28 protein-coding genes are annotated in these 24,380 nt (G+C 58.3%); 15 read left to right on the forward strand and 13 right to left on the reverse strand.

Annotated elements, in window-relative coordinates; translation table 11 throughout:
- The first annotated feature begins 1 nt into the window (after position 1).
- Positions 2–835, forward strand: coding sequence for an undecaprenyl-diphosphate phosphatase (locus ACN0TA_RS13770; RefSeq protein ID WP_417583885.1), 834 nt, complete (start codon positions 2–4; stop codon positions 833–835).
- Here ACN0TA_RS13770 and ACN0TA_RS13775 read toward each other — a convergent pair.
- The 6 genes from ACN0TA_RS13775 to ACN0TA_RS13800 all read right to left on the reverse strand — a co-directional run bounded on the left by ACN0TA_RS13775 (position 791) and on the right by ACN0TA_RS13800 (position 4,985).
- On the reverse strand, positions 791–1,993 hold the full coding sequence (locus ACN0TA_RS13775) for an AI-2E family transporter (RefSeq protein WP_417583887.1): 1,203 nt from the start codon (positions 1,991–1,993) through the stop codon (positions 791–793). The genes ACN0TA_RS13770 and ACN0TA_RS13775 overlap by 45 nt on opposite strands.
- Before the next feature lie 78 nt (positions 1,994–2,071).
- Positions 2,072–2,413 (reverse strand): tRNA-binding protein, encoded by a 342-nt coding sequence (locus tag ACN0TA_RS13780; protein ID WP_417583889.1) that lies wholly within the window; start codon positions 2,411–2,413, stop codon positions 2,072–2,074.
- Positions 2,410–3,225 carry a pyrroline-5-carboxylate reductase gene (proC, locus tag ACN0TA_RS13785; protein ID WP_417583891.1) on the reverse strand — a complete coding sequence of 272 codons (816 nt, stop codon included), beginning with the start codon at positions 3,223–3,225 and terminating at the stop codon, positions 2,410–2,412. Before proC ends, ACN0TA_RS13780 begins: the two co-directional genes overlap by 4 nt.
- Positions 3,222–3,722: a YbjN domain-containing protein gene (locus ACN0TA_RS13790; RefSeq protein ID WP_417583893.1), complete on the reverse strand. Its 501-nt coding sequence runs from the start codon at positions 3,720–3,722 to the stop codon at positions 3,222–3,224. The genes proC and ACN0TA_RS13790 overlap by 4 nt, the downstream gene beginning before the upstream one ends.
- Positions 3,723–3,990: 268 nt before the next feature.
- Positions 3,991–4,725 carry a metallophosphoesterase family protein gene (locus tag ACN0TA_RS13795; protein WP_417583895.1) on the reverse strand — a complete coding sequence of 245 codons (735 nt, stop codon included), beginning with the start codon at positions 4,723–4,725 and terminating at the stop codon, positions 3,991–3,993.
- Positions 4,726–4,733: 8 nt separating this feature from the next.
- Complete coding sequence (locus tag ACN0TA_RS13800) at positions 4,734–4,985, reverse strand: accessory factor UbiK family protein (protein WP_417583897.1); 252 nt, start codon at positions 4,983–4,985, stop codon at positions 4,734–4,736.
- A 136-nt stretch (positions 4,986–5,121) separates the two neighbouring features.
- On the opposite strand from ACN0TA_RS13800, the gene lgt reads away from it, so the two are divergent.
- The 12 genes from lgt (at position 5,122) to ACN0TA_RS13860 (ending at position 15,238) form a co-directional block, all read left to right on the forward strand.
- Entirely contained in the window at positions 5,122–5,919 is a 798-nt protein-coding gene (gene lgt / locus ACN0TA_RS13805) for a prolipoprotein diacylglyceryl transferase (protein WP_417584167.1), read from the forward strand.
- Positions 5,912–6,994, forward strand: coding sequence for a class I SAM-dependent methyltransferase (locus ACN0TA_RS13810; protein WP_417583899.1), 1,083 nt, complete (start codon positions 5,912–5,914; stop codon positions 6,992–6,994). The genes lgt and ACN0TA_RS13810 overlap by 8 nt, the downstream gene beginning before the upstream one ends.
- A 17-nt stretch (positions 6,995–7,011) precedes the next feature.
- Positions 7,012–7,782, forward strand: coding sequence for a peptidoglycan editing factor PgeF (pgeF, locus tag ACN0TA_RS13815; RefSeq protein ID WP_417583901.1), 771 nt, complete (start codon positions 7,012–7,014; stop codon positions 7,780–7,782).
- A gap of 150 nt (positions 7,783–7,932) precedes the next feature.
- A complete protein-coding gene (locus ACN0TA_RS13820) occupies positions 7,933–8,865 on the forward strand; it encodes a ribose-phosphate pyrophosphokinase (RefSeq protein WP_417583903.1) in 933 nt (310 codons plus the stop codon).
- Between the two features lie 254 nt (positions 8,866–9,119).
- Positions 9,120–9,383, forward strand: coding sequence for a hypothetical protein (locus tag ACN0TA_RS13825; RefSeq protein WP_417583905.1), 264 nt, complete (start codon positions 9,120–9,122; stop codon positions 9,381–9,383).
- Between the two features lie 127 nt (positions 9,384–9,510).
- Complete coding sequence (locus ACN0TA_RS13830; RefSeq protein ID WP_417583907.1) at positions 9,511–10,146, forward strand: 50S ribosomal protein L25/general stress protein Ctc; 636 nt, start codon at positions 9,511–9,513, stop codon at positions 10,144–10,146.
- A 57-nt stretch (positions 10,147–10,203) separates the two neighbouring features.
- Positions 10,204–10,926, forward strand: coding sequence for an aminoacyl-tRNA hydrolase (gene pth, locus ACN0TA_RS13835; protein ID WP_417583909.1), 723 nt, complete (start codon positions 10,204–10,206; stop codon positions 10,924–10,926).
- Between the two features lie 580 nt (positions 10,927–11,506).
- Positions 11,507–12,352 (forward strand): 2,3,4,5-tetrahydropyridine-2,6-dicarboxylate N-succinyltransferase, encoded by an 846-nt coding sequence (gene dapD, locus ACN0TA_RS13840; protein ID WP_417583911.1) that lies wholly within the window; start codon positions 11,507–11,509, stop codon positions 12,350–12,352.
- Between the two features lie 4 nt (positions 12,353–12,356).
- Entirely contained in the window at positions 12,357–13,526 is a 1,170-nt protein-coding gene (dapE, locus tag ACN0TA_RS13845; protein WP_417583913.1) for a succinyl-diaminopimelate desuccinylase, read from the forward strand.
- Positions 13,526–14,047, forward strand: coding sequence for a hypothetical protein (locus ACN0TA_RS13850; RefSeq protein WP_417583915.1), 522 nt, complete (start codon positions 13,526–13,528; stop codon positions 14,045–14,047). The genes dapE and ACN0TA_RS13850 overlap by 1 nt, the downstream gene beginning before the upstream one ends.
- Before the next feature lie 14 nt (positions 14,048–14,061).
- Entirely contained in the window at positions 14,062–14,631 is a 570-nt protein-coding gene (locus ACN0TA_RS13855; protein WP_417583917.1) for a hypothetical protein, read from the forward strand.
- 4 nt (positions 14,632–14,635) lie between these two features.
- A complete protein-coding gene (locus tag ACN0TA_RS13860; RefSeq protein WP_417583919.1) occupies positions 14,636–15,238 on the forward strand; it encodes a hypothetical protein in 603 nt (200 codons plus the stop codon).
- On the opposite strand, the gene truA is transcribed toward ACN0TA_RS13860, so the two are convergent.
- Genes truA through def form a run of 3 tightly spaced genes read right to left on the reverse strand, consistent with a single transcriptional unit; the run spans position 15,210 to position 17,461 of the window.
- Positions 15,210–15,980, reverse strand: a complete 771-nt coding sequence (gene truA, locus ACN0TA_RS13865) for a tRNA pseudouridine(38-40) synthase TruA (RefSeq protein WP_417583921.1) — start codon at positions 15,978–15,980, stop codon at positions 15,210–15,212. The genes ACN0TA_RS13860 and truA overlap by 29 nt on opposite strands.
- Positions 15,980–16,903: a methionyl-tRNA formyltransferase gene (fmt, locus tag ACN0TA_RS13870; RefSeq protein ID WP_417583923.1), complete on the reverse strand. Its 924-nt coding sequence runs from the start codon at positions 16,901–16,903 to the stop codon at positions 15,980–15,982. The genes truA and fmt overlap by 1 nt, the downstream gene beginning before the upstream one ends.
- A gap of 42 nt (positions 16,904–16,945) precedes the next feature.
- The gene (def, locus tag ACN0TA_RS13875; protein ID WP_417583925.1) at positions 16,946–17,461 is read right to left on the reverse strand and encodes a peptide deformylase; all 516 of its coding nucleotides are present in this window, start codon (positions 17,459–17,461) and stop codon (positions 16,946–16,948) included.
- A gap of 105 nt (positions 17,462–17,566) precedes the next feature.
- Between def and ACN0TA_RS13880 the strand changes: the two genes are divergently transcribed.
- Entirely contained in the window at positions 17,567–18,712 is a 1,146-nt protein-coding gene (locus tag ACN0TA_RS13880) for a DNA recombination protein RmuC (RefSeq protein ID WP_417583927.1), read from the forward strand.
- A gap of 60 nt (positions 18,713–18,772) precedes the next feature.
- Positions 18,773–19,180, forward strand: coding sequence for a hypothetical protein (locus ACN0TA_RS13885; RefSeq protein WP_417583929.1), 408 nt, complete (start codon positions 18,773–18,775; stop codon positions 19,178–19,180).
- A 9-nt stretch (positions 19,181–19,189) separates the two neighbouring features.
- Here the strand turns inward: ACN0TA_RS13885 and ACN0TA_RS13890 are convergent, their stop codons facing one another.
- The 4 genes from ACN0TA_RS13890 to ACN0TA_RS13905 all read right to left on the reverse strand — a co-directional run bounded on the left by ACN0TA_RS13890 (position 19,190) and on the right by ACN0TA_RS13905 (position 24,373).
- The gene (locus tag ACN0TA_RS13890) at positions 19,190–21,592 is read right to left on the reverse strand and encodes an EAL domain-containing protein (RefSeq protein WP_417583931.1); all 2,403 of its coding nucleotides are present in this window, start codon (positions 21,590–21,592) and stop codon (positions 19,190–19,192) included.
- Positions 21,593–21,719: 127 nt separating this feature from the next.
- The gene (recR, locus tag ACN0TA_RS13895) at positions 21,720–22,322 is read right to left on the reverse strand and encodes a recombination mediator RecR (protein ID WP_417583933.1); all 603 of its coding nucleotides are present in this window, start codon (positions 22,320–22,322) and stop codon (positions 21,720–21,722) included.
- Between the two features lie 12 nt (positions 22,323–22,334).
- Positions 22,335–22,658: a YbaB/EbfC family nucleoid-associated protein gene (locus ACN0TA_RS13900; protein WP_417583935.1), complete on the reverse strand. Its 324-nt coding sequence runs from the start codon at positions 22,656–22,658 to the stop codon at positions 22,335–22,337.
- Positions 22,655–24,373 (reverse strand): DNA polymerase III subunit gamma/tau, encoded by a 1,719-nt coding sequence (locus ACN0TA_RS13905; protein WP_417583937.1) that lies wholly within the window; start codon positions 24,371–24,373, stop codon positions 22,655–22,657. The genes ACN0TA_RS13900 and ACN0TA_RS13905 overlap by 4 nt, the downstream gene beginning before the upstream one ends.
- Positions 24,374–24,380 lie beyond the last annotated feature (7 nt).

A 24,380-nucleotide genomic window follows, 5' to 3' on the forward strand; every position in this document is an offset into this window, starting at 1 on the left:
ATTGGACATCATCAGCACCGTCTTTCTGGCTCTGGTTCAGGGCATCACCGAGTTTTTGCCTATCAGCTCCTCGGGACACCTGATCCTGGGCCGTTGGCTGCTTGGGCTTTTGGGCGTCACGTCCACTGTAATGACACCCGCCGAGGAACTTGCGCTTGATATCGCGCTTCATGTCGGCTCTCTGGGTGCGGTCATCGTCTATTTCTGGCGCGATGTCGTTATGCTGTTCATGGGCCTTGTTGACGGCGTCACAGGCAGGATGGGGCCCCGCTTTCGCACGCTGCTCGTGGTCATTGCGGCTTCACTTCCCATTGTGGTCGTTGCTTTTCTTGCCAAGGATCTGGTCACCGAAGCTGGCCGGAACCTCGCGATCATCGCCTGGACCACAATCCTTTTCGGCATACTGCTCTGGCTTGCCGATCGTCGTCCCGAACAGAAGGACACGCTCGAAGCACTCTCGCTGCGCGACGCCATGGTCGTGGGATTTGCGCAATGCCTAGCGATCATACCCGGCGTTTCGCGCTCGGGCATCTGCATGACTGCCGCACGGTTCGTGGGCATGGACCGGCCTCTGTCTGCCCGGCTTGCCATGCTGCTGTCCATTCCGACAATCTTGGGCGCCGGCGTTCTCGCGGGTTACGATCTGTACAAATCGGGCAATGCGCAGGTCACTTCGGATGCGCTTTTTGGCGGCATTCTTGCGTTCTTCGCCGCATTTGCAAGCATTGCGCTGCTGATGAAATGGCTCGAACGCCAGTCCTATACGCCCTTCGTTATCTATAGGATCGTACTAGGCGTTTTCCTTTTGGGCCTCATCTTTGCGGGCATCGCCTAACGCGTCTGTCTCGGGGGGCACTGCAAGGCCCGCGCCCCCGTCATCATCGGATTGATCGAGATCGTGGACCCATTCGCGCCACATCGAAACAAACAGCGCCATCAGTACGGGGCCGATGAACAGGCCCACAAAGCCCATCGTCTTCACCCCGCCAATCAAGCCAAAGAAGGTCGGCAGGAATGGCAGCTTGATCGGCCCACCGACAAGTTTGGGCCGCAGTGTCTTGTCGACGATGAACAACTCGACAGAACCCCACACGAACAGTGCAATCCCTGGAATCACAGACCCGCTGGCCGCCAGATAGACCGACACAAGTGTAAATGAAAGCGGCGCCCCGCCCGGTATCATTGCTGCCACACCGGTAATGACGCCCAGCAGCACCGGCGACGGCGCGCCGGCAAGCGCATAGGCGATACCAAGGACGATGCCCTCGCCAATCGCGATGATGGTCATTCCAGTTACTGTCGAGCTGATGGTGGCCGGCACCACCCGCGACAACCTCTGCCAGCGGGTCGGCAGAATACGCTCACCGAACCGGTCAAGCTGTCCAGCCAGATTGGCCCCGTCGCGATAAACGAACAGCAGAGCGATCAGCATGAACAGCAGATTGAGCGCAAGATCGAGGAAGCTGCCTCCGGCGGCCAGCACTGTCTGGTAGATGCTGTAAATATTGGCGCCGCCGATATAGGCGACATATTGCCCCAATGCACCGGGGCGACCAACGTAAAGGTCCCACTGTTCGGTTGCCCATTCTCCCACCATCGGCAGGGTTGCAAACCATTCCGGGGCAGCCGAACCATTGGCATTTGTCGCGAGCACCCAGCCGATCAACTGACGCGCTTCATTTGTCGCGTAGGTCAGTGCCATAAGAATAGGGATCAGGATGAACAGCACGATCACAGCGATCATCAGGCTGGCCGCCAGCGTGCGATTTCCGCCCACAGTGCCCAACACGCGCCGATAGACCGGCCAGCTCGCAAACCCGATTATCAATGCGGCAAGGACTGGAACCAGGAACCCGTGGAAGAAATACACGCAGGCTAGAAGGATCAGAATAATCAACCATCGCGCCACTGCCATGGGCGGCACAAGCGCCGAACCGTTAGATCCGAGCAGACGAGGTTCGCGTTCGATGGGATGAAGGTCCGGGTTGGTCACATGCTGCTTCCGGTCTGAGGAGGCTCACCTATATGGCAAAGCCTGACGTCAAGACAAGCCAACCCTTGCCAGCCGCAGTCACATAAGCTTGCGGCCATTGGCAACCGGCGTGTCGACAGAGGCCAGAACGATAGCGCCGTTTTCATCTTCGAAACCGAGCGTGAGCACTTCCGATTTCAGTGGGCCGATTTGGCGTGGCGGAAAATTGACCACCGCCATAACCTGCCGCCCCACCAATTGCTCGGGCGTGTAATGAACAGTGATTTGTGCCGAGGATTTCTTGATGCCAAGCTCGGGGCCGAAATCGATCAGCAAGATGATCGCAGGCTTGCGCGCTTCGGGAAACGGCCGCGCTTCTACAACAGTACCCGTACGAATGTCGACCTTGAGAAAATCGTCGAAGGAAATGGTATCGCTCATTGTCCCAGTTCTTCGCTGCGCTTGCGTGCGGCACTGACGGCGCGCTTCATCAATGACCCAAGCCCGTCAGGCGCCATCAGGACATCGAGCGCAGCCTGCGTGGTCCCGTTCGGCGAGGTAACGTTCTTGCGCAATTGCGCTGCAGCACTGTCGTCAGCGTCCATCAGGGCCGCGGCGCCGACAATTGTTTGGCGCGCCAAAGTCATCGCCTGTTCCGCGCTCAGACCTTCAGCTTCACCCGCTGCCGCCATGGCCTCGACAAGATGAAACACATATGCCGGTCCCGAGCCCGACACAGCGGTTACCGCATCGATCAACGCTTCGGTCTCAACCCAGACGACGCCGCCGGCTGCAGCAAGCAACGCGCCGGTCAACGCCCTGTCGTCAGGCGTTACGGCCTCACCGGCAAACGCGCCGGAAATGCCTTTTCCGATCTGAGCCGGCGTGTTGGGCATGGCGCGCACAACGCGGTCCGTCCCCAGACCGCTCACGATCTTGTCCGACGAAATGCCAGCAGCAATCGAAACAACGAGGGTTTCAGCCCCGACTGAAGGCTTGGTCATTGCCAGAACGCCATCCATGATCTGCGGCTTGACAGCCAACACCACGACGCGTGGCGTCCGGCTCGGCGGATCAGACCGCACTGTAGCGCCGTGCGCCTTGGCAAAGACTGCAACACTTTCGTGGGGTTGAGGATCGACAAGGGTCAGCGCCGAACCGGGCAAGCCACCCTGTACCCATCCTGACGCCATCGCCATGCCCATCTTGCCGGCGCCAATCAAAAGCACCGAGCCCACGTCCGAAAGGGTCATGCCTGCCCCACAGTTTCAAACATCACTTCGGCAAGCGCATCGGAAGCGGACTTACCGGCCCATACGACAAACTGGAAGGCTTGATAGTAGAGATCGCAACTCTCGGTAGCCGAGCGCAAGAGAGCCTCACATTGCTGGTGAGAAACTTCTGCTCCGCCCGAAAGCAGATGCGAGTTGCGGAACAGCACTACGCCTTCTTTACTCCAGATGTCGAAATGACCGATCCAGAGCTGTTCGTTGATCAGCGATATAAGCTGCTTGATTTCGCCCCGGCGTGCCTCGGGCACCTTCAGATCGAACGCGCAGGCGAGATGGAGAGATTCCATCTCCTCCATCCAGTTGAACGACACGTGGTAGTCGCTCCAGCCGCCTTTGACCGAAATGGAGATCTCGTCGGCGTCCTGCCGCTCGAACGACCAGTCACTGATCGCGGCGATGTGCTCGATAATATCGACCGGATGAATGGTCCGATCCAGTTCCAATTCGAGGAGTGACATGGCTGGCTCCGCACGCTTATGCGTTGGTTCGAAGATGCAGCGACCGACAGGATGCCGGACGCCTTACGCGGCACAACCGAACCGGCTTCGCCGGGGACAGGATGTACGAATCGTCATTGAACTCAACTGTACACTGCACCCCCGGCACGGACCCAGAAACGCGGACCCAAAACCGAAATTCTCTTGTGGATGATCGGAGCGTTATGGTTAACGGGTTCTTAACAAACCTTTCAAACCACAAGGTTTTACACTGCTGTCATAAAGCAATTTATCGCCTGCGGCCTTTGGCCAGATCCTGCGACCATTCTTGCTCGCCCCAGGCACGGGCCATGGCCGATGCCGCCATGTTGTCATAGGCGACCTGCCTGAGATTAACGTGCCATTTGCCTGCCGAACGCTCGACGATGGCGTAGGACGCGGCCGGAGACAGCCGCATGGCGGAGTCTGTGTCGCTCATGTTGAAAGAAGGCCGGCCCACGCTTCCAGGATTGAAGACAATCCGACCGTCGGCCAGCGGCACGACACGGGCGATGTGGGTATGGCCACAACAATAAACGGGATAGTCAGCATTGGGCAATTCGGCCTCAACCTCATCGATCGAGGCAACGCGGAATCCCTGCTTTTTCACCTTGCGGTCCAGCCAATAGGTTTCATCCGAACGCGGCGACCCGTGGCTCATGAAAATCGTATCGCTGTACACTGCCGTTTCGGGCAGGCTCTTCAGCCAACGCAACGGCTCACCATCGATTTCGGCAAGAATCTTTAGATCGCTGGCATCGGCATGAGCGACGTCGCCTTCCAACAGATAGCGATCCGTGTTCCCTCTGATCGCGACCATTTCGCGTTGGGCCAACAGGGCGGCCGTTTGCTTCGGCCACAGCGGCCCGGCAAAATGATCGCCGAGATTGAGAATTTTTTCGACGTCATGGCGCTCGATATCGGCCAGCACCGCTTCAAGCGCCAGCGCGTTCGCGTGGACGTCCGATATGACCGCGACCCGCATCGATAGGCTCAGGTCGTCTTCTTGCGGCGCTTGAACGCGTCGAGTTCACGCCGCAACGCTTCGATTTCCTCGCCCTGGATACTGACCAGTTCGCGCAACGCGTCATAATCTTCACGCTTGACCAGATTGAGATCATTGGCAACCCGCTCCATCTGGCCCCTGATCGCAGTCTCTGCCTCACGGCGCGCACCATCGGCAACCGAGGCGGCATCGTTCATCAGCCGCCCGAGATCATCGAAAAACTTTTGTCCTTGCGACATCGCTCACTTCCTCTTGTTTGGCCGTCCGGCCCACTCCCAACTATGTAGGGGCTCCAGCGCCGCTTGACCAGAGCCGGTCCGGGCGGCATGGTCGCGCCAAATTCAATCAGCTTTGAGGCTCCCTGTGCCCTTCCCTATGATCGATCCGATTGCCTTCGCCATCGGACCCATCGTCATCCGCTGGTACGCCCTTGCATATCTGGCGGGTATTTTCCTCGGGGTCGGCTACGGGATGCTGCTGCTCAAGCGCAAGTCGCTATGGGTCAATGGCACGCCACCCATGACTCCGGACGAATTGTTCGACTTCACCTTCTGGATTGTCATCGGCATCATCGTTGGCGGCCGGCTGGGATATGTATTGTTTTACGACCCGCTGGTCTTCGCCGCCAATCCTGGACAGATCATAGCGCTCTGGGATGGCGGCATGAGTTTTCACGGCGGCATGCTGGGCCTGATGATTGCAATGATCCTCTATCTCAGGAAAAAGGACGCCAATGTCCTTTCTGGCCTGGACCTGCTGGCATGCTGCGCCACCATCGGCCTGTTCCTGGGGCGCGTTGCCAACTTCATCAATGCCGAGCTTTATGGCTCGGTCACGACGATGCCCTGGGGTGTCGTTTTCCCCGGCGGCGGCGATCTTCCGCGCCACCCCAGCCAGCTCTATGAGGGTCTTCTGGAAGGCGTCCTGCTGTTCCTCGTCATCCGCTATTTCACGCACGTCAAACTCGTCCTGCGACGCCCCGGCATCGCCGCTGGCATTTTCGGCATCGGTTATGGCCTCTCGCGCATATTCGTCGAGTTCTTCCGTCTCCCCGACAGCCATATCGGCTATCTTGCCTTTGGCTGGCTGACGATGGGCATGGTGCTCTCACTGCCTATCGTCGTTGCCGGCATCGCACTGATCCTTTGGGCAAGGAAGCCGCGCCATGCCTGAGGCGGGCCTTTCGCTGGGTGACCTTATCGACATGCAGATCCGGCAACAGGGGCCGATGTCGCTGGCAACATATATGGGTTTGTGCCTGACTCATCCAACACGCGGCTATTATCGCAAGGCCGACCCTCTGGGGCCGCGCGGCGACTTCATCACCGCGCCGGAAATAAGCCAGACGTTCGGCGAAATGATCGGCGCGTGGATCGCCGATCTTTATCTCCAGATGGGCGCGCCGGAAAAATTCACATTGCTCGAACTTGGCCCCGGACGCGGGACCCTGCTCGCCGACGCCCTTCGGGTAGCGAGCCGTGCCACAGGCCTTGCTGCAGCGGTCGATCTCAAACTCTACGAGACCAACCCCGTCCTTATCGCCATGCAGCGCGAGAAGCTCGCATCCTATTGTGCGGACTGGATAGAGGATGTGGAAGCACTCGGTGATTGGCCACTCATTATCATCGCAAACGAGTTCTTCGATGCGCTCCCGGTGCGTCAATTCGTTAGGCGCGACGGAAAATGGTATGAGCGCAGCGTGGGGCTTTCCGATGGTCAACGCGTGTTCGGCCTCTCGCCCACCCCGTATGAGGAAGCGCTGATCGGAGAACCCTTTTCGGCGGCAAAGGACGGAGAAGTTGCCGAAATCGGATTGGCTGGCCAACAGTTCATGGGCCAGCTCTGCCGTTTGCTCGGCCCCCGCGGCGGCGCCCTGCTCGCCATAGATTATGGCTATGAACGCACCCAGCCTGGCGAAACGCTTCAGGCTCTGTCCCGGCACGCATCTGTCGATGCCTTGGCACAGCCCGGCAGTGCCGATCTCACAACGCATGTGGATTTCGAAGCTCTGGGCCGCGCTGGACGCATGGCTGGGTTGACGGTCCACCCCATTGTGACCCAGAGCCATTTCCTTACATCATTGGGACTGGCAGAGCGTCACGACGCCCTTGCCGCTGCGAACCCCGAAAAGGCCGCCAACCTGGCATCGGCCTTTGATCGACTCACACGGGCCGATCAGATGGGTGAACTGTTCAAAGTCCTGTGCGCAGCGAGTCCAGGACTGCGTCCAGCGGGATTTCCCGCATAAAGAAGGCCTGCCTCACAATGCATCCACCTGTCGAAAAAAGCCCCGCCATCTCTGCAGCAAATGCTGTCCGCCATGGTTTTTTCGGGCGACGCGGCGGGGTATCTGAAGGCGAGTTCGCTTCACTCAACGCCTCGCGCTGGGTAGGCGACGACACGGCCAATGTCGTCGACAATGTCCATCGCGCGGTGATGGCGCTCAAGGGCGGCCCCATCGAGGTCGCACTCGCCAAGCAGGTCCACGGCACACATGTCCATGTCGTCGACAAGACCTTCAGGCTGGAGGACCGGCCAGAAGCAGACGCGTTTGTGACGGCCCGCTCAGGCATCGCGCTGGGTATTCTGACCGCCGATTGCGTCCCCGTGCTCTTTGCCGATGCAAATGCCGGAATCATCGGCGCTGCTCACGCTGGCTGGAAGGGCGCTGTCGGCGGCGTTGTCGCCAACACTGTGATGGCAATGGAGGCCCTGGGCGCAGATCGCGCCAACATTATTGCCGCCGTCGGTCCCGCCATATCGGCGCAGAACTATGAAATTGGCGAAGAAATGGCCGCCGACATCCGTGCTCGATTCCCGAATGCTGCCGATTTCATAGTCACCAAGGGCTGGCCAAAACCCCATTTCGACGTTCCCGGCCTGGTCATCGCACAGGCCAAGACGCTGGGCATCGGCAAAGTTGAGGCTGTCGGAAGCTGCACCTACGCCCACCCTGACAATTACTTTTCGCATCGCCACGCAACCCACAACAACACGCGGGCTGGGCGCCAGATCGCCTTGATTGCTCGAGGGTAACGGCCGGTGCATACGGGCAACACCGTTAACTGCCCTTCACCTTCATTCAAAAGTCATATTGAGTTTAGCCGTTGCTAGGTCTAAACGTCCGCCCCACAAGCTTGGGGCATTGGCGGCCTCTGGCGATCAGGGCACACATAGAGGCTGACCATGAAGCTGGTGACGGGTAACTCAAACCTCACCGTGGCCAAGGCCGTTTCCACCTATCTCGAAATTCCATTGACCGATGCGTCGGTCAAGAAGTTCGCTGACAAGGAGATTTTCGTAGAGATCCACGAAAACGTACGCGGCGAGGATGTGTTCATCCTTCAGTCCACGTCCTTTCCAGCCAACGACAACCTGATGGAATTACTGATCCTGATCGACGCCATGCGCCGATCTTCAGCGCGCCGCATAACAGCAGTCCTGCCCTATTATGGCTACGCACGACAGGATCGCAAATCGGCGCCCCGCACACCGATTTCGGCGAAGCTGGTTGCCAACCTCATTACTCATGCGGGCGCAAACCGTATTCTGACCTTGGATCTGCACGCACCGCAAATCCAGGGTTTCTTCGATATCCCCACCGACAACCTCTACGCCGCGCCTGTCCTTACCCGCGACATCGCCGAGAACTATGACACCTCAAAGGTCATGATTGTCTCGCCCGACGTCGGCGGCGTGCTGCGAGCGCGCAACGTCGCCAATCGCATCGGCGCTCAACTGGCCATCGTTGATAAGCGTCGTCCACGCGCAGGCGTCTCCGAAGTCATGAATATCATTGGCGACGTCGAAGGCCAGTCCTGCATCCTCATCGACGACATCGTCGATTCCGGTGGCACTTTGGTCAACGCTGCCGAAGCGCTGCTCAATGCCGGTGCGAAGGAAGTTTCTGCCTATATCACCCACGGGGTTCTATCGGGAGAAGCGCCGGAACGCATCGCCAAGTCGCGCCTCAAGGAGCTTGTCACGACAGACTCGATCGAAATGACTGAAGCTGTAGCCAAGGTCGACAAGATCCGTCACATTTCGATCGCCACGCTGATCGGCGAAGCCATAGCCCGCACGGCGTCCGAGCAATCGGTGTCCAGCCTCTTCGATTAAGAGAAGAATCTTCCAAGGTTAACGCCAGATTAACGGGCAGCCACGCATTCGTCCTGGCTGCTCTTTGATGGACGAATCCTTCACGCTTCCGGCATCGGAAGAGAGCGAAGGGTTTTTGACCTATGGCCACGACTCAGCCACAAGCGCTGTCAGCGTACGGAACTTTGTGCTGGCTTCGGCATTTTCCCTTATTGCGGAAAATCCGGTGGGGCAAGCAAGCCATGACCGCGTACGCTGCGTATGTGGAAGTATCAGTGACCAAGACCCCTATTCGCCACCCTTTGGTGGCCCCGCGCGCAAGCGCCGAGACTGAGCTATCGGCTCTGCTGGACGAAATTCCCGGCTGGCCCGACGCAATGCTCGTGCACATGCACAAACGCTTTGGAACCAGCAGGCTTTTCCGCGTACATCACGATCCAGACGGACCGTTGACGGCCAGCGCTCTGACATTGCGCGCTGCAGCTCTTGAAGAAATGGACAGGCGGGGGCTCGAAGCGCTCGCCGAAGACGAAGGCTAGCGGCACCGGTCCTCTTGCCCATTTTTTCGTCCTCCTATATAGACCCGCTCCATGAAGCGTTCGTCACCCCTGGAGGACGGGCGCGCACTCTGCGTTTGCAGATTGCACCCAACAATGGATGTTTTCCATGAGTGTCGAGCTAAAGGCTTCGGTGCGGGACCGGGTGGGCAAGGGGGCCGCTCGTGAGCTGCGTCGTCAAGGTCTGGTTCCTGCAGTTATCTACGGCGATAAGAAAGCCCCTCTTTCTATCGCAATTTCCTACAAGGACACGTTCCGCAAGATTCATGATGGCGGATTTCTTTCGCACGTCATCGAGATCGATGTGGACGGCAAAAAACATCGCGTGATTCCTAAGGATTACCAGCTTGAGCCGGTACGCGATTTCCTCGTGCATGTGGATTTCCTGCGCGTGGGCAAGAACTCGACCCTTACGGTCGATGTTCCCGTCCACTTCGAGAACGAGGAAAAGTCTCCCGGTCTCAAGAAGGGCGGCGTGCTCAACGTCGTGCGCCACACTGTGGAAGTCACTGTCCCTGCGGATTCGATCCCCGAGCACCTCGTGGTGGATCTCTCCAAGGCCGAAGTTGGCGATTCGTTGCACATCTCGGCTGTGGACCTGCCCAAGGGCGTTGTTCCGACCATCACCGATCGCGATTTCACCATCGCTACAATCGCTGCGCCGTCAGCTCTGCGTTCGTCCGAAGGCGCTGAAGAGGCCGACGCCGATGAGGATGAAGAAGACGAAGACAAGTCGGAAGACTAGAATTCTATGGACCGGCGGCATGTCTGCCGGTCCCCCTCACTTTCCCGGAGAGCTTCGATGCACCTGATCGTAGGGCTCGGCAATCCCGGCGCCGAATACGCCGCACACCGGCACAATATCGGTTTTCTGGCCGTCGACGAAATCGCCCGCCAACACAATTTCCCGCCATTTCGCCAAAAATTTGCCGCCCTCGTATCTGAAGGCGTCATCGATGGCGAGAAAGTCATGCTGATCAAGCCGCAGACCTTCATGAACCGCTCCGGCGATTCCGTAAGCAAAGCGGCTCAATTCTATAAGCTCACCCCCCCCGACATTTCGGTCATCCACGACGAACTCGACTTGGCGCCCGGCAAGGTGCGAGTCAAAACCGGCGGCGGGAATGGCGGCCACAACGGCTTGCGGTCCATTGAAAGCCATTTGGGCAAGGACTTCATACGTATTCGCCTCGGCATCGGCCACCCAGGTCACAAGGACCGCGTGCACGCCCACGTGCTTTCGAACTTCCACAAAGCTGAAAACGAATGGCTCGAGCCCCTGCTAGACGCCCTGGCGCGTAACGCCGCCTTGATTGCCAAAGCCGATGCAGCCGGCCTGATGAACAAGCTCGCGCTCGCCGTTCCTTCAGCCCCCAAAGCCGAACCGACAGACGAAAAACCGGTGCCCAGACCAAAGGCACAAAGCCACATCCGTCAGGCGCGCGGCTCGGACCCACGGCCCAAAATCCCCGAATCCGGCCCGATGTCGGAAATGCTCAGAAAACTGTTCGGCAAAAAGGACTGATACGCTTAGGCGCGCTAAACGGGAACTTACTTATCCCCGCGCTCAAATCCGCCCCCATACTGGCTCGACGAACCCGCTTTTATGGACGCAAGCGCAACGAACGTTTGGGCGGGTTTGGTTCGGGTTCCTTGCGGGTCGCTGCAGGGAAGGCCCAAACGTCACGAGCGCTGGACGGCGCGAACCGGCCGCCTGATCTCGATTGAGACTGGCGCGATATTGCTAGCGCCGTCGTACTCTCGAAAGGGAGAAGGGATTGACCCTGGCCTTTGAAGGGCGACTAAGCCAAAAATCCCGGATGCATGGGGCAATGATCGCTTCATAATTACAAATCTCAGTGCGGAGCGTTCATCGCCCCACGCCGTCTATACCTTCATAGCCCGAGGTGATGTCGCCGTCGGAGGTTGGCGCGTGGGGAAGGCTGACGACTCTTGGACCCCAGCACGCCGGCAAGGCGTCATCCGGACGCATCCACCGCCCACCGCCAGAGCCGAATATGGGTTCCCCCTCCATTACGCTTCGGTTATGGTCCGCGCCGAATTCTCCCTTGTTTTTGCCAAGTCCAAAGAGGCCCGCACTTCCCATGTCCATGAGTGAGCTTGCCGCAACTATCGATGACGCTTTCGAGGCACGCGATAGTGTCAATTACCAGACGACCGGTGAGATCCGCGATGCTGTCAACACGGCACTCGGCCTGCTCGACGCGGGCGAGGCGCGCGTTGCGGAAAAAGGCGCTGACGGCGATTGGGTCGTCAATCAGTGGCTGAAAAAGGCAGTGTTGCTTTCTTTCCGCCTCAACGACATGGAGGCCATTCCCGGCGGGCCGGGCGGCGCACAGTGGTGGGACAAAGTGCCATCAAAGTTCGATGGCTGGAGCGAGAACACGTTCCGCGACGCTGGCTTTAGGGCAGTGCCCGGCGCAATCGTTCGTCGCTCCGCTTTCATTGGCAAGAATGCCATTCTCATGCCGTCCTTTGTCAATCTGGGCGCCTATGTCGATGAAAGCGTGATGGTTGACACCTGGGTCACCGTTGGTTCGTGCGCCCAGATCGGCAAGAATGTTCACCTCTCGGGCGGCGTCGGCATCGGCGGCGTGCTCGAGCCGCTGCAGGCCGGCCCGGTTATCATCGAAGACCATTGCTTTATCGGTGCCCGTTCGGAAATCGTCGAGGGTGTCGTGGTCGGCGAAGGGTCGGTCATTTCAATGGGCGTTTTCATCGGCCAATCTACAAAGATCGTCGACCGCACGACCGGGGAAATCTTCTATGGCAAGGTTCCACCCTATTCAGTCGTTGTCTCGGGCTCACTCCCCGGCAAGCCGCTGCCCAATGGCGAGCCTGGACCGAACCTTTATTGCGCAGTGATCGTCAAGCGTGTCGATGAAAAAACCCGCTCCAAGACATCGATCAACGATCTGCTGCGCGACTGAGCCAATGACAAATCCCGCCGTCGCCCTGCTCGCCGATCTTATCCGCCGCCCATCGGTCACCCCGATCGAGGACGGGGTGCTCGATGTGCTCGAAGCCTTTCTTTCGCCGCTGGGCTTTGCCTGCACGCGCATGAAATTCGAGGGCGACGGCTCTTATCCTGTCGATAATCTCTATGCTACCCGCAAGGGTAGCGCACCCGGCCCTCACCTGTTGTTTGCCGGCCATACCGATGTTGTCCCACCAGGCGACATTGCCGCCTGGACACACGACCCTTACGCCGCCGATATCGTCGATGGTGTGATGTGGGGACGCGGCGCCACCGACATGAAAAGCGGCGTGGCCGCGTTTTGCGGCGCCATGGCACAAATGGCCGCCACCGGCGGGCTTGAGAATGGCACGGTCTCGCTGGCCATCACCAATGACGAAGAGGCCGATGCGGTCAACGGGACCAAAAAACTTATGGAGTGGGCACAGGCACAAGGCGAAGAATACGACTTCGCCATAGTTGGTGAACCGTCCTCATTCGAGACGTTTGGGGATTCGATCAAAATCGGCCGCCGCGGATCGGTTTCGGGCAAGATAACTGTCATCGGAAAACAGGGCCACGCGGCCTATCCGCAGCGGGCCAACAATCCAATGCCGGTGATCGCAGCGTTAACCCAAGAGCTTTATGCTCCCCTTGATGAAGGCACAGAGCACTTCCAGCCGACAAATCTCGAAGTCACTGCAATTGACACCGGCAACCCAGCTTCCAACGTCATCCCCGAGCGCACGGCGCTACGCTTCAACGTCAGGTTCAACGACACCTGGACGGGCGAGACGCTGCTTGCAGAAATCCACGACCGCATCGCCGGTGTCGACAATCGCGGCTGTCGCATCGAGTTTGAGCAGCTCGGTCCCGTGTCGCGCTGCTTTATCTCCGAGCCCGCCGGCCATGTCGCTCATCTTTGCGATGTGATGGAAACCTTCAACGGCGTTCGTCCGCAGCTCTCGACCATAGGCGGCACTTCGGATGCGCGGTTCATCTCGCTCTATTGCCCGGTAGTTGAATGTGGTCTGATCGGGGCCACGATGCATCAGGTCGACGAGCGCGTGCCGGTCGCCGACGTCGAGCGCCTGGCTGATTTTTACGCCGCCTATGTCTCCAGCTTTCTTGCCCGGGAGCTGTCGTGATGCTTGAAGCGCTGAAGCAGGCTGGAGCCGGCTGGTCAAAGATACTTGGCAAGCGCGACGATTGGAAACGCCATTTCCGTCTCGACGCCGAGGGAATCAACAATGGCTTCATCGTCTTTGGCGGCGCCGTTGTGGCCGCCATGGTTCTGGCGACGCTCCGCTTCGGCTTCCCCCCACCCTTTGCCATGGTGTTGGTCGTCATCCAGCACCTGTTGTCTCTGCTCGCGCTGTTCATCGCAACGGGCCTGGTCATGCGGTTCATGGGTTTTTCGGGTGAAAGCGCGCGCTTTCTGGTGCCGGGCCTTTACCTAATGGCGCTCATGAAACTGATCGAGGGCGTCGCAACGGTTGCAGGGATTCCTTTGGCCGGCGCCATCCTTGCCGTAACAGGCATTCTGGGCTTCCGGCTGGCACAGGCAAACGGGCTGTCGCTGCCGCTTGCCATCGGCTACGGGTTGGCGCTGTTCGTGCTGCTTGCGGTCCTGCCAATCGCCCTCTACATGTTGGTCAACGCCTTTTAGAAAGCCATTTTTTAGTGTCCCAAGCCCAGCCGACCCTTTTGGAAGAAACCCGCTCTGCTTTTGTTGGCACCTGGCGGTTGATCGCTGGACGGCGCGATGCGCCTGGCTATTTCTTCACCGACATGCGCGGGCTGGCCTCGAGCTTTATTGCGCTGCTGATTTCGGTGGCAATCACCTTCCTGATCTCGGCGCTGGTGGTGCCTAGCGGCTCTGAGGTTTCGACATTTGCCGCGCTGGTTCAGAACGCCCTGCTCTATGCCGGCATAATGAGTGCGTCATGGGTCGTCTTGCGCCTCACCGGACTTTCCGAGAAATTTACAGCCTTTGTGACAGTCGAAAACTGGGTCAACGCCATAGTGTCGATTGCGCTGGCCGTCGTTGCTCTGGTGACTGTGAGCGCCGAGTTGATTCTTATACTTGCTGTAGTGATCGGCTTTCTGGCCCGCATCAACAATGCACGGCTCGTGGTTGGCATGAAGGCCGGGCAAATCGTGATGCTCATCGTCGTCCAGACCATCGGCATGATGTTCGCGCTGCTCGCCGTCGAAGCGCTGTACGGTACTGTTCCCACCCCTGAGATGTGATCGGGTGGACCTGCATCGTTCATCATTGCTTGAGGAAGCAGGCTGGGCGCTCGGGGGCACATGGCGTCTCGTCCTGTCCCGTAGCGATGCGCCTTCATGGTTTGATTTTTCCCAGCGTGGACTGGCAGGGAGTTTCGTTCCACTGATCATTGCCTACGCTGCTTTCGTGGCGTTCATGGGACTGGGTGCGCAGCAGGCTCAGATCTTTTCGGCGGCAAGCCTGCTATTTATTTTCGGCGCGCTGGTCTGCGCCCGATTCCTGGCGCTTCGCCTGATTTTCCCAAGACTGGGCGTGTTGCACGCCTTCCGGCCTGTACTGGTGGCCATAAACTGGTCGAACGCCTTCACGCTGGCCGCCATCTTGATCACAATCTTTGCTGTTTCCTTTCTCGGAGCATTCCTGCTCGGTGCGGATTCGGGGGGAACCCTGGTCAACACGATCCTGATCGTATGGGCAGCTCTGGGCCTGGCCATGCTTGTCGTCGAGATTAACATTCTGCGTCTGATTGCCGGTCTGGGAGCAGGCGACGTCGTAATCGTCCTGGCCGCGCAGATTTTTTCGCTTATCGTTGCAGCACTTATCCTCGGTCAGCTGCCGCTGCATTAGGTTCAGGATAGTCGATAGCGGTGAGATAGAGACCCGACGAAGGGGCCATAGCGCCGCAACGTGCCCTGTCCTGCGCATCGAGCGCCGCGCGCAGGCCTGAAATGGGCCAGCGCCCCTCGCCCACCAGTTTAAGCGAGCCCGTCATGGAGCGCACCTGATGGTGCAGGAACGCGCGCGCCGATGTCTCGATGACCACAAGATCGCCATCGCGACGCACGTCGAGCCGATCGAGGGTACGCACCGGCGAATTGGCCTGGCAATGAACAGATCTGAATGTCGTGAAATCGTGCAGACCGAGAATGGTTTGCGCAGCTTCATGCATGGCACCCTCGTCAAGCGGCTTTGCAACATGCCAGACCCTTTGGGCCTGCAGCGCAGGCCGGGCCCGGCGGTTGAGGATGAGATAGCGGTAATGGCGGCCAGTCGCTGAAAACCGCGCTTCGAAATCCCCGCCCACCAATGTGCAGTCTAGAATGGCAATCGGGTGGGGTCTGAGATGGTAGTTCAGAGCCTCGGACACACGAAAGGGATCCCAATCGCGCTCCAGATCGAAATGGGCTACCTGCCCCTGGGCATGAACACCGGCATCAGTGCGGCCCGCCGTCTGGGTGCGCACGGTTTCGCCAGAAAACGCTTCGATGGCGATTTCGATGGCTTCTTGTACGGACATATCCTCGGCCTGGCGCTGCCAGCCGACAAAAGGGGTTCCATCGTATTCGATTGTGAGCTTGTAGCGGGGCATCAGCCCACCTTGCGCCCGGTCAGGTCACCTGCGCCGCGCAGAAAGGCTTCAGCGTCCATGGCGCCCTTGCCCTCGCGTTGCACCTGCTTGAATCTAACGGCGCCCTCGGCACAAGCAATGGTCAGGCCCTCAAGAACTGTGCCGGGTTCGCCCTGCGCCTGGACGAGGGTAGAGCGTAGGACCTTTACCCGAACGGGCTTGCCCCCGAGTTCGATCTCGAACCATGCGCCCGGAAACGGCGAAAGACCCCGAACGTGGTTGTGAACCTCATTTGCGGGACGCGCGAAATCGATACGCGCCTCGGCCTTCTCGATTTTTTTGGCATAAGTCACGCCGTCGTCGGACTGGGTCGTAAACTCCAGCGCATCCCGCTCGAGCGCGGACAGCGCTCGCCCCATCAAATCGGCGCCGGTTCGCATCATTTCGTCGTGGAGTTCGCCCGCCGTCATGTCGGGTGCGATGGAAATGAAATCGATAAGGCCGACCGGACCGGTATCGAGCCCCTCTTCCATTTTCATGACCGAAACGGCAGTGCGCTCATCGCCTGCCATGATGGCGCGCTGGATCGGTGCGGCACCGCGCCAGCGCGGCAACAAAGATCCATGCAGGTTCAGACACCCCTTTTCAGGCGCTTCAAGCACAGCTTCAGGCAACAGCAGGCCATATGCAACAACGACTGCCACTTCGGCATCAAGCGCTGCAAAAGTCGCCACATCGGAGGGGTCACGAAAATTCCTGGGCGTGAATACGGGGATGCCGAACTCTTCGGCGGTCAGATGGACCGCCGATTTGCGTTCGGACTGCCCCCGCCCAGCCGGTTTTGGCGCGCGGGTATAGCAGGCAACAACTTCGTGGCCGCGCATAACGATTTCGGTAAGCGTGGGCACAGCGAAATCGGGGGTACCCATGAAGACGACGCGCATCGGATTACCCTTCGATTTCGAGACAGATGGCAGGCGCCCAGCTTAACTGGCGAGCCGTGCCCTTTTTTGGAATTTCTTGTTCACGCGGTCGCGTTTGAGGCGCGAAAGGTAGTCGATGTAAAGCACCCCATCGAGGTGGTCGATCTCGTGCTGCATGCAAACGGCCAGACGGCCCGTTGCATGGCGGGTGACTTCCTCACCCTTGGGCGTAAAATACTTTACCGTCACCTCGGCGGGACGCTCGACCTCATAGTAGAGCTCGGGAATCGACAGGCATCCTTCTTCGGAAACTGCCGTTTCCTCGCTTATGCCGACGATCTCAGGATTGACCATGGCGATCTTGCCCGAGTCCGGATTTTCCTCGTCAGCAAGATCGATCACCACAACACGCTTCATATAGCCGATCTGTGGGCCGGCCAGTCCGATGCCCGGCGCGTCGTACATGGTTTCGAACATATCATCGACAGTCTTCTGGAGGTCGTCATCGAACGCCTCGACAGGCTCTGTCACCTTGCGGAGCAGGGGATCGGGCAGGATGAGAATTTCACGTACGGCCATTCAACGATCTCGGAATTGATGTGTGAGGCACTGGTTAATGCAGGTGGCCCTTGTGGGTCAAGCAAAGCGGATATGGGAAGGGCCGAATCAGATAACAAGAACATTATGGAAACAGTGCTCTTTGACATCGGCGGAACGCCAATAACGATCCTTGAAGTTCTGACGGGGGGGCTGGCGATCGCCGTTATCGGGCTGATTGTCGTATTGCTCGGGCAAACACGTGCTGCCCGAGAGCGAGAGGCTCAGGCCGCATCAGATTTGACCCGCAATGCCGAGATGGAACGCCATATGGCCGATATGATGCGCATTCAGTCGGAAATGACGGGCCGCATGCAAACAATGAGCGAAATATTTGGCACGCGCACATCCGATCTTGCCCGTGTCCTTACCGAGCGGATTGATGCCAATTCCCATCGGGTCAATCAATCGATGACCGAGAACCGTACAAAGACCGATGAAACACTGACCAAGCTCAACGAGCGGCTCGCCGTGATCGACAGGGCTCAGACAAACATAACTCAACTCTCGGGCGAGATCGTCTCACTGCAGTCGATTCTGTCCAACAAGCAGCAGCGCGGTGCCTTTGGCCAGGGGCGCATGGAAGCCATCATCGCCGACGGGTTGGCACCCAACGCTTACGAATTCCAGGTTACCCTTTCCAACAATTCGCGACCGGACGCCCTCATTCATATGCCCAACGATGCACCGTCTTTGGTGATCGACGCGAAATTCCCGCTTGAGGGCTGGCAAAGGATCGCCGAGGCTGAGACGCCCGAAACTGTGCGTTCGGCCATGGCAGGCTTTCGTAGCGACTGCGCCACTCACATCAAGGCGATTTCGGAGAAATATCTTATTGCCGGCGAAACTCAGGACACAGCATTCATGTTCGTGCCCTCCGAGTCGATCTTTGCCGATCTCCATGAGCAGTTCGAAGATGTGGTGCAAAAGGCTGCGCGTGCACGGGTTGTGATCGTTTCTCCCTCGCTGCTGATGCTGTCGATCCAGGTAATCCAGGCACTCTTACGCGATGTCCGCATGCGCGAGCAGGCTCATATCATCCAAAAGGAGGTTGTCGCGCTGCTTACCGATGTCGGTCGCCTCAATGACCGGGTCAACAAACTGCAAACGCACTTCCGACAGGCCAATCAGGATATCGATGACATTCTGATTTCGACCGGCAAGGTCACCCGACGTGGCGAAAAGATTGAAGCTCTTGAGTTTGAAGAGGAACGACCATCGCTGATTGAATAACGAGCAACCTTGGGGCTGCTGCGACGTTGTCCATGCAAGATCATGCCAAGGAGTACAGTGATGGCAGAACATCCCCATGAAGGTCGCGTCATACCGGTCGATCAGGCGCTTGGTGACGATGCAAACCCCACAGCCGCGCTGATGCCGATGAGTGTCGATGAGGTCAACGACTACCTCTATGACGATAGCCGACCGACCGAAGAGCGGCTCGATCGACTGCGTGAAATATCAGCCGGCCTCATCGGCCTTGCAGCCTCGGACGCCGGAAGCGACATCGACACCTTGCGTGACGAGGTCAACGCCGCCATTGCCGCACTTGAAGGTGCCGAGCGCTCAGCGCCAAGGGATGCAGCGACCAGTTTTGATCCGGCCGACCATATTGAAAGCCAGTCTCCCGACGATGAGGATGCGATCTCGCGGATTACCGGTGAAGCCGATAACCAAGGTTATGAAGACAAGCCAGATTGACCTTTTACGCTAGGCGCGACGCTTGAGTGGCACGACATTCTGATCTGAGGAAATCGTTCTCTGGGTTCCTCTCACGATCTCTTCGAACGCAGAAATATCTTCAGGCTTCGAGAACCAGTACCCTTGGGCGGCATTGCAGACCTCGCCCCTGAGGAATTCCAGTTCCTCAGGTCGCTCGACGCCCTCCGCCAGAATTGGCAGGTTCAGTCCCTTGCCCAACCCAAGCACCGCCCTCACGATTGCGGCTGACTGATCATTGTCGTGGACGGCGCGAATGAAGGACTGGTCGACCTTGATCCTGTCGAACGGGAATGCTCGCAGGTTCGACAGAGAAGAATAGCCGGTGCCAAAGTCATCCATGGCGACTTTGACACCGAGCGCCTTGATCTGGCGCAGATTGACAAGGGCGCGGTTCATGTTGCGGATCATTGCCGTTTCAGTGATCTCGATCTCCAACCGGTCGGCAGAGAGGCCCGTTTCAGACAAGATACCCTCAACGAAGGCGACAAAGTTCGGCGCATGAAGTTGCACTGCCGATACGTTAACAGCAACCATCAACGGAGAAGTCCAGCTTGCAGCCTGTTCACATGCAGTCCGCATGACCCATTCGCCGAGTTGGAGTATGAGACCAGTCTCTTCAGCGATAGGAATGAAGGTCGAGGGGGGAACTGCACCGCGTTGGGGGTGGGCCCAGCGCACCAGTGCTTCAAAGCCCGACACCTCTCCAGACTCGAGGTCCACCTGAGGCTGGTAGGCAAGCGAAAGTTCGCGGCTTACCAACGCTGCACGAAGATCATGCTCCAGCAAACGTCGATCGCGCACCTGAGCCCCCATCTGGCTCTCAAACAAGCGGTAGGTCCCTCGACCTTCAGCCTTCGCGCAATAGAGCGCAGTATCGGCATAAGTCATCAACTGGTCGACGTCCTCTGCGTCGTCTGGATAAAGCGCAATACCAACCGATGCCGAAATGACAGTACCGTCTGTGTTTTCACGATTTGCACGTGAAAAAAGTTCAAGCATGTCCTCGGCAAGTTTTGAGGCGTGTTGTGCCGAAGGCACATCTGGGAGGATCACGGCAAACTCATCACCCCCAAGACGCCCCGCAAACTGGCGCCCTTTGAGCCCATCTTCGATTAGCCTGGCTACGCGCTGCAACAACGCATCTCCGGCAGCGTGACCGAATAGATCGTTGATTTCCTTGAAGCGATCGAGATCAAGGCACAAAACGGCCAGCTTCTGTCCGGCAAGACGGGCGCGGGCAATTTCGTCTTCGAGCCGATCATTGAAGCTGGCACGATTGGCCAGGCCCGTCATCGCGTCGTGATGGGCGAGAAATCTTATATGATGTTCGGCCTGTTTTCTGGCACGCAGATCGCGGACCGCAATCGCCCGATGCAGGCGGCCACCAAAGTCAACCTCGCGCATGACCACTTCTACCGGGATATGTTCACCTTTAAGGTCAGTGAGTTCGGTTTCGACAAGTTCGTCGGCCTGCTCAAAGATTGCCACACACCCTGTGGCCGCCAGGAACTCGCCAATTGACGTCCCCGCCAGATCCCTGCCTTTTGCTCCCACCATTTCTTGAAATGCGGCGTTGACTGCAACGACAGTGCGGTCAGAACAAACAACCAAGCCCTCGACAGCCGCATCGGCCAAACCACGCATGCGGCTTTCTTCGGCGGCGGCGCGCTTGCGGTCTCGCAAATCGAGATAGAGACTGGCAAGCGCGGCAAGAAAAATGAGGATCGAGGCTACGCCCACAAATAGCGACAGCAATGCGGGACTAAATTCTCCCGCTGCCGCAATTGCAAAACAATTTACGAACCCTGCGGCGCCCATTGCCGTAAAGTGCATGGAGCAGATCGCGAGTGTCAAAAGCCCCGTTCCAAACGCACGGGCTTTGGCATTTCGGCTCACTCCAACACGCAGAGCTGCAGCGCCCAGCACCATGCCTGAAATCACAGATCCAGCAACAAGGCCCGAATCCCACGACACCTCGCCGCCAATCTCCAGGGCCCGCATGCCCGTGTAGTGCATAGCGGAAATACCAAGCCCCACGATGGCACCGCCCAGAACGAGGTCGGAGCGACGACGTCCCATCCCGGCTGCGGCCAGCCCCATACCACAGACGGCTATCGCAATCAGCAGAGAAGCCAGGGTCAACCCGATGTCATAGCTGGCTGGAAAGCCGACATCGAACGAGAGCATTGCGACAAAATGGGTAGCCCAGATGCCAAACCCGACCGACACTGCAGCAACCGCCAACCACACCGATCGCATCAACCCGATGGAACGCCTGGCATGGGTGAGAATGGAAACACCCGCAAAAGACGCCAAAGCGCATATTAAGGCAGCGAGGATTACGAGCTTGATATCGTGTTGATTGTAAAGTGTCGAAAGAACTTCGCCCATGTAACGATTGCCTGTCCCCAGCATTGATGGTGCAGGTTATCGGACAAAGACGTAAACAAATCGGAGATGGCCGCCCGCTGATCCAAGCAACACCCGCAAATACACTTAGCGAGCTGTAAACGAGTTTCTAGAAGCGCGTGCGGGCTTTAAGCGCCTGACTGAGCGTGCCTTCATCGAGGTAGTCAAGTTCGCCACCGACAGGAACCCCATGTGCGAGGCGGGTTATGGTAACACCGGTGCCGGCTAGTCGGTCGGTTATGTAATGGGCCGTAGTCTGCCCTTCCACGGTGGCATTGACCCCCAGGACGACTTCTGAGTACTCGGGCGCCCGACGGATGAGCTGATCTATTGAAAGGTCGTCCGGCCCCACCCCATCAAGCGGGGAAAGAACGCCACCGAGCACATGATAGCGAACGGCGCCGATTCCAGCGCGTTCGAGCGCCCACAAATCTGCGACGTCCTCAACAACAATCAGCAATCCGGATTCCGCGCGGCGCTGATCCGAGCAGATCGTGCATGGCGAGATGGTATCGATATTGCCGCAACACTGGCAAACCTTGACGGCTTCGATCGCACGATCGAGCGCTGCCGCAAGCGGCGCCATCAATTGCTCTTTTTTCTTGATCAGATGCAAAACAGCCCTGCGACCCGAACGCGGACCAAGGCCCGGCAGGCGCGAGAGAAGCTGAATGAGTTGTTCAATTTCCGGCCCGCCGGAGGTGCTTGCCATTTCGGCTTGATCCTAGAAGGGAAACTTCATGCCCGGCGGAATGGGCAATCCTGCGGTCATTTCGCTCATCTTTTGCTGCATAAACTCTTCGCCCTTACGACGGGCATCGGCGTGGGCAGCAACGATAAGATCTTCAACGATTTCAGCCTCTTCGGGTTTAAACAAAGAGGGATCGATCTTGACGCCCTGGAGGTCGCCTTTTGCCGTCATGGTCACGACAACCATACCGGCTCCGGCTGTGCCATCAACCATATGCGCTGCCGCCTCAGCCTGCATGTCCTGAGCGCGCTGTTGAAATTCCTGGGCTTTTTTCATCATGCCCATGAGATCTTTCATTCGTCTTCCTCCGGATCAATAGGAGCTTCGAAATTCTCTGCTGCGGCTTCCAACTCATTGGTCAGGTCCGGGCGAGACTTAATATTGACGAGTCTGGCGCCCGGAAAAGTTTCCATCACAGCCTTGACCAGAGGATCTTCGAGCGCCGCATCGCGCGCGTGATCTTCGGCCGCCCGCCGGGCTTCACGCAAGGTTGGCGCGGCGATTTCCTTGGTCGAAATAGTCACGAGCCAGGGGCGGCCTGTCCATTCCTTGAGCCGTGCCGACAACATCGAAACGATGGATGGGTTGGCCGTTGGTGTCAACGCCACCTCGATGCGTCCGACTTCGAACGAGACGGGCTTGATATCGGATTCCAAGGCGTATTTGACAGCAACATCGCGCTTCTCGCCAGCCAGGGCGACAATCTGCTCATACGATTGCGGCACCTGTTTTGTTTCGGCCCGCGGGGCTGGACTGGGCGGCGCCGATGGCGCCAAAGCACGCGCTTGATGCCCGCCACCGCCATTGGGAGCCGGCGCTGACGGTGCAGGACCGGAACCAGTCGGCTGATTGGTCAGCTTTTCGATGAGTTCATCCGGGCTCGGCAGATCCGCAGCATAGGCAAGTCGGATAAGGACCATTTCGGCGGACTGCAGACCATTGCCCGACTGTGCTATTTCCGTCAGACCCTTTGACAAAATCTGCCAGGCACGCGTCAGTATCCGCAACCCAAGCTTTTGGGCAAGTTCGGAGCCGCGGCTGCGTTCATCAGGTGTCAGCACAGGATCATCGGCTGCTGAGGGCACTATCTTTATGCGTGTGACCAGATGGGTCAATTCAGCAAGATCGGTGATAATCGTTGTTGGATCGGCTCCAGAATCATAGAGCTCGCGCGTATCGTCGAGCGCTCCAGCGATGTCGCCGCTCATCAGTTTTTCAAACAGATCGATGATCCGGGCGCGATCGGCAAGGCCTAGCATGTCGCGGACGGACTGAACGGAAATCTCTCCACCCCCATGCGCAATGGCCTGATCGGTCAGAGACAGGCAATCACGTACCGATCCTTCGCCTGCGCGGACGATCATGGACAGTGCTTCGGGCTCAACCGCTATCGCTTCTTTTTCCAAGAGACCCGACAGATATCCCGTCATCACTTCGGGCGAAATCCGGCGCAGGTCAAAACGCATACAGCGCGACAGAATTGTCACTGGAACCTTGCGGATTTCAGTCGTCGCGAAGATGAACTTCACATAGGGGGGCGGCTCTTCCAGAGTCTTTAGAAGGCCGTTAAACGCCGACGTGGAGAGCATGTGCACTTCGTCGATGATGAACACTTTGTAAGGTGCACTCATCGGCGGCGTGCGCGTCATCGCATTGATCTCACGAATTGAATCAATGCCAGTGTTTGACGCCGCATCCATCTCCATGACGTCGACATGGGTGCCCGCGATGATTTCGGCGCAATGAACCCCTTCCTTTGAAAAATCAAGGGTCGGACGCGCACCAGTTTCGTCAGCGTAATTGAAGGCGCGGGCAAGGATTCTGGCAGTCGTGGTTTTGCCTACACCGCGCACGCCGGTCAGAATAAAAGCGTGATGAATCCGGCCTGTGGCAAACGCGTTGCCCAGAGTCTGGACCATGGCGTCCTGCCCGACAAGGCTCTCAAAGCTCAACGGCCGGTGTTTCCGGGCCAGAACCTGATAGGGCGTTGCTGGGGTCTGGGGGGTCACCATCGCGGGC

The organism is Pelagibacterium sp. (assembly GCF_048264985.1).
Classification (GTDB): domain Bacteria; phylum Pseudomonadota; class Alphaproteobacteria; order Rhizobiales; family Devosiaceae; genus Pelagibacterium.

Excerpts from the sequence above, each read along its gene's own strand:
- lgt (WP_417584167.1), top strand. The coding sequence starts at position 5,122 with ATGATCGATCCGATTGCCTTCGCCATCGGACCCATCGTCATCCGCTGG.
- def (WP_417583925.1), bottom strand. The coding sequence starts at position 17,461 with ATGGCCGTACGTGAAATTCTCATCCTGCCCGATCCCCTGCTCCGCAAG.
- truA (WP_417583921.1), bottom strand. The coding sequence starts at position 15,980 with ATGCCCCGCTACAAGCTCACAATCGAATACGATGGAACCCCTTTTGTC.
- ACN0TA_RS13820 (WP_417583903.1), top strand. The coding sequence starts at position 7,933 with ATGAAGCTGGTGACGGGTAACTCAAACCTCACCGTGGCCAAGGCCGTT.
- ACN0TA_RS13790 (WP_417583893.1), bottom strand. The coding sequence starts at position 3,722 with ATGTCACTCCTCGAATTGGAACTGGATCGGACCATTCATCCGGTCGAT.
- pth (WP_417583909.1), top strand. The coding sequence starts at position 10,204 with ATGCACCTGATCGTAGGGCTCGGCAATCCCGGCGCCGAATACGCCGCA.
- dapD (WP_417583911.1), top strand. The coding sequence starts at position 11,507 with ATGTCCATGAGTGAGCTTGCCGCAACTATCGATGACGCTTTCGAGGCA.
- ACN0TA_RS13795 (WP_417583895.1), bottom strand. The coding sequence starts at position 4,725 with ATGCGGGTCGCGGTCATATCGGACGTCCACGCGAACGCGCTGGCGCTT.
- ACN0TA_RS13890 (WP_417583931.1), bottom strand. The coding sequence starts at position 21,592 with ATGGGCGAAGTTCTTTCGACACTTTACAATCAACACGATATCAAGCTC.
- ACN0TA_RS13850 (WP_417583915.1), top strand. The coding sequence starts at position 13,526 with ATGCTTGAAGCGCTGAAGCAGGCTGGAGCCGGCTGGTCAAAGATACTT.
- ACN0TA_RS13830 (WP_417583907.1), top strand. The coding sequence starts at position 9,511 with ATGAGTGTCGAGCTAAAGGCTTCGGTGCGGGACCGGGTGGGCAAGGGG.
- ACN0TA_RS13880 (WP_417583927.1), top strand. The coding sequence starts at position 17,567 with ATGGAAACAGTGCTCTTTGACATCGGCGGAACGCCAATAACGATCCTT.
- ACN0TA_RS13900 (WP_417583935.1), bottom strand. The coding sequence starts at position 22,658 with ATGAAAGATCTCATGGGCATGATGAAAAAAGCCCAGGAATTTCAACAG.
- dapE (WP_417583913.1), top strand. The coding sequence starts at position 12,357 with ATGACAAATCCCGCCGTCGCCCTGCTCGCCGATCTTATCCGCCGCCCA.
- ACN0TA_RS13780 (WP_417583889.1), bottom strand. The coding sequence starts at position 2,413 with ATGAGCGATACCATTTCCTTCGACGATTTTCTCAAGGTCGACATTCGT.
- pgeF (WP_417583901.1), top strand. The coding sequence starts at position 7,012 with ATGCATCCACCTGTCGAAAAAAGCCCCGCCATCTCTGCAGCAAATGCT.
- ACN0TA_RS13800 (WP_417583897.1), bottom strand. The coding sequence starts at position 4,985 with ATGTCGCAAGGACAAAAGTTTTTCGATGATCTCGGGCGGCTGATGAAC.
- ACN0TA_RS13905 (WP_417583937.1), bottom strand. The coding sequence starts at position 24,373 with ATGGTGACCCCCCAGACCCCAGCAACGCCCTATCAGGTTCTGGCCCGG.
- recR (WP_417583933.1), bottom strand. The coding sequence starts at position 22,322 with ATGGCAAGCACCTCCGGCGGGCCGGAAATTGAACAACTCATTCAGCTT.
- fmt (WP_417583923.1), bottom strand. The coding sequence starts at position 16,903 with ATGCGCGTCGTCTTCATGGGTACCCCCGATTTCGCTGTGCCCACGCTT.
- ACN0TA_RS13810 (WP_417583899.1), top strand. The coding sequence starts at position 5,912 with ATGCCTGAGGCGGGCCTTTCGCTGGGTGACCTTATCGACATGCAGATC.
- proC (WP_417583891.1), bottom strand. The coding sequence starts at position 3,225 with ATGACCCTTTCGGACGTGGGCTCGGTGCTTTTGATTGGCGCCGGCAAG.
- ACN0TA_RS13885 (WP_417583929.1), top strand. The coding sequence starts at position 18,773 with ATGGCAGAACATCCCCATGAAGGTCGCGTCATACCGGTCGATCAGGCG.